The following is a 6,481-nucleotide window of genomic DNA, read 5'->3' as shown; positions in this document are numbered from 1 at the left end:
AAATAAGAAATCTCGCCGCCGGTTTTAAAAAAATCAATATAAAGCACGTTCCGCGCGAGCAAAACAAAGAGGCGGACCTTATCTGCAATCAAACTATGGATAAAGCTTTAAAAAAGCCGGCCGCGCCTTCAAAACCGATTTATAATCACTTGGCCGCGCAGGCAGAGGCCGGTGCGAAAAAAGCCCCAAGTATAAATGCTTCAAGCGTGAAGAAAACCGCCAAAGAACCTAAGCAACTTGAACTTTTCGATCTAAATAATTTATAAAATATATAAAGCTGGACGGCAGGCCGCCGCTTAATGCGGAGGAACTTCCGGACTCCCAGGGCAGAGCGCCGCGCGAAAGCGCGGGAGGGCGGGGCGATATCCCCGTTCGACGGAAAGTGCAACAGAAAGAATACCGCCCGTAAGGGTAAGGGTGAAATGGTAAGGCAAGAGCTTACCGCGCAGACGGCAACGCCTGCGGCAAGGTAAACCCCGCTCGGAGCAAGGCCAAATATGCCGATATACGGCCCGTATGTTAAGGCAGAGTAGGCCGCACAGATAAATGGTCTGCACGCCTTTGGCGGACAGAATCCGGGGTATAGTTCAGCGCGCCGCGTTAAGCGGCGTTTTTTATTTGGCCGGGCTAAGTTAAATCCCTTCTGCTAGCAAGCTTTAATATTTAGACAATTTTTAATTTTTTCCTTGCTTGGGTACTGCGCCGCCTTCGGCGGCATCATACTTAGTACACCGCGCGCGGAAGAAAATTAAAACTTTCTCTAAATCTTAAAGCTCACGCTGCTTGCACTCTCGCATAGTTTTAACTCGGGCTAGTTAAATCCCTTCTGCTATCAAGCTTAGGTTAAGCAAAGCCTTATACTGCACCTTGCGCCGCTCTGATTTTTAAAAGAGTATTTATAGTTCTTTTCGTGAACGGCTGTTATACACAGCCGGAGCGAAAAAAATATAAATACACTCAAAAAGCGGCGCGGCAGGTGCAGTATAAGCCAAGCGGTTCTTGCGGGATATCAGAAAGGACCTGCTGCTTAAACAGACAATGGAGCGACTGGGGCGGAAGCTGCCCATCTTGTGAGTGTTCTTACGGAGAAACCAAAGAAATTCCCTGTAAAGATTCCGATTTTATGGAAGAGCCCGAATCCGGTAATGAATGGACCGGAAATATCAAGATGACTTGCGATTGCCGCTGGAAAGCAGCCGATACCAGCGCATGCAAACTTAAATATGTTTTTGTAAAATTAAAAATTAATTTTGATTCTATATACAGAAATATTAAACGGGAGTTATATTGAAAGCGATGTTATAGCCATACCTAACGGTCGAACCTACCATATTGACAGAGATTATACACATATGGCTGTTATGCAGTCCAATTGGGCCGTCGGCGGGAGAAATTTGTATTGTTATTCCGACAACTCTTTTTCTTTTGAACCCTCAAGACCTACGGGGGAGGGGGCCTTTGCCGATTATCCTTTTGAATTTGAACCCTCCTGCGAATGGCGGGATTAGATATCAACTGAGGCCGGATAAATTCCGCCTCTCAACTAACCGCCCCGGTTCGCAAAGACGGACCGGGGTTTTGCCTGTAATTTGCCTGTAAAAGGAACTGTCCTGATTAACATATCTTCTTGTATAAAATTTAAATTTTTAATATTGTATCATTAAAGGCGTTATGCAAAGACGCCGCGCGGAGGCTTCTTTATGGCTAAAAATGAGAAAGAAAACAATTTTTTGAAAGCTGTCAAAAATATTATTTCGAACGACAATAAAAAACAAAACGCCGTCAATATCGCGGACGTGGTGTTGAAAGAGGCCGTACAAGTATTTTCCAAACTGAATCAGCCCTATGCCGTTATAACGCAGAACGCAAAAATCGTATACGCCAACAACGCTTTTATCGATTTGTTGGGCACGGCGGTTTTGCCTCACGGCGTTCAGGATATGACGAGCAAAGCGGATTATACGCTTTTTTCCAAGAAGGCCGATGACGTGTTTTCTTTTGAGGACAGCGCGGTGTTTTCCTGCGGTATAGCTTTTAACGGGAAAGCTTTTAAGGTTAAATTGGATATGTCTTATCTTGGCGCGGGAAAAGAAGAAAAATACGCCGCCGTAAATATCAGCGAAGTCGATGATAAAGCCTATAATCTTAAAAATGTGGAAGCGGAAGTTTTACGCTCAAAAAATTACATGGAAGCTTTATTTTCCGCTTTGCCGTTTGCGGCTTTCGTGCGTGATGAAAAAGGCAATATCCTTACGGCAAATGACGCGGCCCGCGCTTTGCTGGGTTCCAACTGCGGTTTTGGGGACTCCGCCTCCCAGCTGCCTAAACAGATTTATAAGGAAGACGCCGCCCGCGACAAACAAATATTCAAAACCGGGCTTCCTCCCGCTGACGGAGAAGAATTCTGCTTTAAAGACAAAGCCGGCATTATGAGGTTTTTCCGTACCAGCAAGGTGCCTTTATCCGACGGCAGCGGCGCCGCGATGATGCTCAGCGTTATGGAAGACGTTACCGACCGCAAAAACAAGGAAGAAAAAAATACTTTAACGGCAAATCTCCTGCGAAATATTTTGGATTACGCGCCTTTGGCTTTTTATACGCGCGATACGGACGGGAAGGTGTCTTTTTGGAACAAAAAAACCACGGAAATTTTTGAAGACGATTTGGAAAGCGATTTTGAGCGCGGTTTCGCGCACGAGAGCAAGGAACAAACAAAGAGCTACACCGCGCGGGAAAAGGAAATAATAAAAGACGGGAAAGTCGTTTTATATCCGGCGGAGCATTATACAACCAAGAAAGGCAATAAAGTGGTGCTTGATTTAATAAAAGTGCCGATGCCGGAAACGGCGTTTTCTCCCTCAAGAGTGCTGACAATAGCGCAGGATATTACGGAAAAATATCTGCAGGAAAAAGAAGGCAGCAAAACTTATAATATTTTACAGACTATTTTTAATGAAACCCCGGTGGCCATTTACGCACGCGACATCAACGGCGATATCATCTTCCGCAACAAAAAAACTTTGGAAGTTTACGGTTCTTCGGGCGAACCTTCGGAAAAAGAAAGCGAAGAAAAAAAGAATTTCTACAAGAAACGTGATTTAAACGTTTTGAAAACCGGCAAAGGCGTAAACATCCCGGAAGAAGAATATATCGGCTCCGACGGCAAGAAAAGAGTAATCCGCGCCGTAAAATCACCTATATACGATAAAGCCGGCAAACCTTTTATGGTGGTTACCATAGGGGAAGACATCAGCTCCGCTTATGAGCGGGAAAGGGAAGTCGTCCATTATAAAAACTTCCTTCAGGAAATCGTCAATAATCTGCCTGTGGCTTTGTACGCAAAGAAATATACCGGGGAATATATACTTTGGAATAAAAAGTGCGAGGAAGTCTTCGGCAAAAAAGCGGAAGAAGTCATAGGCAAAACCACGCATAACGATAAAATCAATCCCGAGCAGGAAGAATTTATCCGCATGCAGGACCAAAAAGTTTTTGACGCCAAACGCGAACTTGATATCCCGCAGGAACTTATTTCCGCTCAGGAAGGCGAAATAAAAATAATGCATACGGTAAAAACGCCGCTGTTCTTTGCCGACGGCACGCCGAACTGCCTTTTGGGCGTTTCCGAAGATATTACGGCCAAAAGCAAAATGGAAAGGCAGGTTTACGAATCCCGCAGCAAATATTCCATGCTGGTGGAAAACTGCAAAGAAGGCATTTTGATTATAGAGCAGGGCAAAATTTCCTTCGCGAACAAAACTTTGCTTACTTCTTTGGGATACGATGAGCGCGAGCTGGAAGGCAAAACTTTTGCCGATTTGGCCTCTGCCGCAAGCAAAGACGCCGCCGGTGAGTTTTACGATAAAATCGCCGCCGGCACCGCCGCCAAAGATTACGCTTTTATAAAACTTGACAACAAAAACAAAGACGAAGTTTTTGAGTTTGAAGTATCCGGCGCGATATCCAAATATTTAGGCAAAAAGATAGTGATTATGTTCTTAAGAAACATAACCAAAGAACGCAGTATGGAAAAGACGGCAAAAACCAAAGACGACAGATTCCGCAGCGTTTTTGAAGGTTCTAATATTCCTTTTATAATTTTGCAGCACAACGGTTATATTTACGAGATGAACCGCGCCGCGCGCGACATACTTGGTTTTACTCATGAGGATAAACCTCTTTACGGCAGTATTTTTATCAAGCCGGGCCTGCCTTTGAAAGCGCGCCGCGCCATGGCCGCCATGGAGCCTTGCGTGTTTGAAGGCGAAATAAACTTCGACCGCATTAAAAAGACTGTTTCCGGCATTAACAAAAGCGGCGTAATGCCGTTAAAAGTTACTATGACGCCGGTCAACGAAAGAGCTTTGCCCGGCGGCAAAAACGTTTGCGACTACGTTTTGCAGCTTTCGCTGGAGAAAAACGGCAAAGAAATCGGCCCTGAAGACGGGAAGGCAATGTCGGAAGACGTGCTTACTTATCAGGACGCCGTTTTGCTCTGCTCCAAAGAAGGGTTGATTTTAAAATGCAATAACAGGGCCGAACAGCTTTTCGGCACTTCGTTTGGCAATTTGTATTCCAAACCTTTAAGTTCCCTTTTTACGCCGCATGACGAGGCCGCGATAGAACTTGATATAGCCGAACTTTACAATCACGGCGCGGTAAAAAGCCGGGATTATAAAGTCAGCAAGGGCGCGGCTTCCGGCGTGGAAGTGGAAGCCAACGCCGTTTTGGCCAAGGACAATAATTTCCTTATCTCATTTAGGAACGTAAGCGCCAAAAAACAACTTTTGGACGTTCTTGACGAAAGGAGCCAATACGCGCATGCGCTTGTACAAGTTTCCGACTCGGCTTTGCTTGAATGCGACGTTAAAGACGGAGATTTTTCCTCTTTCACCAAAGTCAACGACGCCGCCTGCGTTTTTACGGGCTACGGCATGGAACAGCTTTTAAAGCTCAGCCTGGCGGATTTGCTTCTTGATAAAGAAAGAAAAGAAGAAAAGAAAGTAAAAGCTTATTTGGCTTCAAAGGCGGAACTTCTTAAAGACGATAAAACGGTATGCTTTGAAGCCATGATTAACGTCAGCGGCAAAGCGAAGGCTTCTATAGTGCGCATAAGCGGTTTTAAGGCCGCTTCGGCGGAAAAGGCCGTTATAATGATACGCGACGCCAGCAAGGAACGAATGCTTGCCAGCGAGCTTGATTATAAATCCAAAGAGCTTAAAGGCGTTAAAAACATTTTGCCGGGCCTCTACATTAAATTGGATTCCAAAGGCGTCATACAGGAATACCAAACGGCCGAGGCCGGGTATGATATCGCGGTGTTTCCTTCCGATTGGCTCGGGCACAATATACAGGAGTTTTTGACTAAAGAAGAAGGTTCTTTGCTGCTGGAAAACATCAAACAGGCTTACGGCGGCGGTGTACCGGTGCAGACGAGCTTCTCCATGCAGAGCGGAGGGGAAACCAAATTTTACGAAGCTTCAATATCCCGCCTTGAAGGGGAGGAAAGCGTCGTAATGCTGGTGGAAAACGTTGACAGGCGCAAAGGGCTTGAAAACAAAATCCATCATCTTTATGATTTCTCTTCCAGAAAGCAAAACAGCTTTGTCGAAAACATGAAAGACATCCTTGAATACGGCAAACAGATTTTCGGCGCGGAAATAGGGCTTATAATGCACTTAAGCGGGCGCAACAGGGATAAAATACTTATCAACTACGCTACGGAAAATCCTTACGAGATAAACAAAGACTTGGAAACCCCGCTTGAAGAATGCTTCGCACCGATAAAAGAAGGTAAAATCGTGGCGGTAAGGGATACGTCTATACTGAACTGTTACAGATGCCTGCACGTCAAGAGGGAAATATCTTCCGTAATAGCCGCGCCGCTTTACATAGCCGGCAAAGTGGAAGGCGCGATCGCATTCGTCAGCGTCAAAAAGAACACCATGCCGATTACCGACGAAGACAAGAGCTTTATCGGTTTTGTCGGCGGGCTTATGAGTATGGCGCTTGAAATCCGCCAAAACAAAAAAGCGGTGGATAACAGCCTCGGCGCGCTGCGCAGGCTGGCCTCCAGCTTGGATGTACCTGCGGCTATAATAGACGAGAACTTCAGAGTTAAAAACCTTAACGGGGTCATGCGCAGCATATGCGGCATTTATGACATGGTTGAGGCCGAAGACCAAAACGTTTTCGTCAAATTCGCTTATGACAGTTTAAAAGCGGAGGGCGATTTCAAGAGCGCATATAAGACCTCCAAAGGCGGAGCGTTTGACTTTTTGTTTGACATCAACATCGCGGACGGAAGCAAAATCAGCCTTATGTGGCACGTGGTTGAGATCAAAGACGGCAAAGGTTTGGTAAAAGGGTTCCTTTTGGCCAGCGAGAGCGTTAATAATATAGCCTCTTTAAGGCCGTTCTTACAGGGGCCGCTTTACCATTTATAGCTTGACACGCTTCTTTGAGCCGTGTATCATATTTA

General features: G+C 45.5%; 2 protein-coding genes, 1 other RNA gene and 1 pseudogene. All 4 read left to right on the top strand.

What is annotated here, in order from left to right; translation table 11 throughout:
* Positions 1 to 266 (top strand): annotated as a pseudogene (locus ACQY26_RS01100) (hypothetical protein); the annotation flags it as partial.
* A gap of 7 nt (positions 267 to 273) precedes the next feature.
* An RNA gene (gene rnpB, locus ACQY26_RS01095) (RNase P RNA component class A) lies at positions 274 to 599 on the top strand.
* 651 nt (positions 600 to 1,250) lie between these two features.
* Positions 1,251 to 1,508 (top strand): hypothetical protein, encoded by a 258-nt coding sequence (locus ACQY26_RS01090; RefSeq protein WP_428047242.1) that lies wholly within the window; start codon positions 1,251 to 1,253, stop codon positions 1,506 to 1,508.
* Positions 1,509 to 1,700: 192 nt separating this feature from the next.
* Entirely contained in the window at positions 1,701 to 6,446 is a 4,746-nt protein-coding gene (locus tag ACQY26_RS01085) for a PAS domain S-box protein (protein ID WP_428047241.1), read from the top strand.
* Positions 6,447 to 6,481: the final 35 nt, after the last annotated feature.

The organism is Candidatus Proelusimicrobium excrementi, from assembly GCF_937881865.1.
Taxonomy (GTDB): Bacteria; Elusimicrobiota; Elusimicrobia; order Elusimicrobiales; family Elusimicrobiaceae; genus Proelusimicrobium; species Proelusimicrobium excrementi.
This window is presented reverse-complemented; position numbering and strand designations above follow the sequence as displayed.

What these genes read in the sequence shown, in the direction of transcription:
- ACQY26_RS01085 (WP_428047241.1), top strand. Translation starts at nt 1,701, where the DNA reads ATGGCTAAAAATGAGAAAGAAAACAATTTTTTGAAAGCTGTCAAAAAT.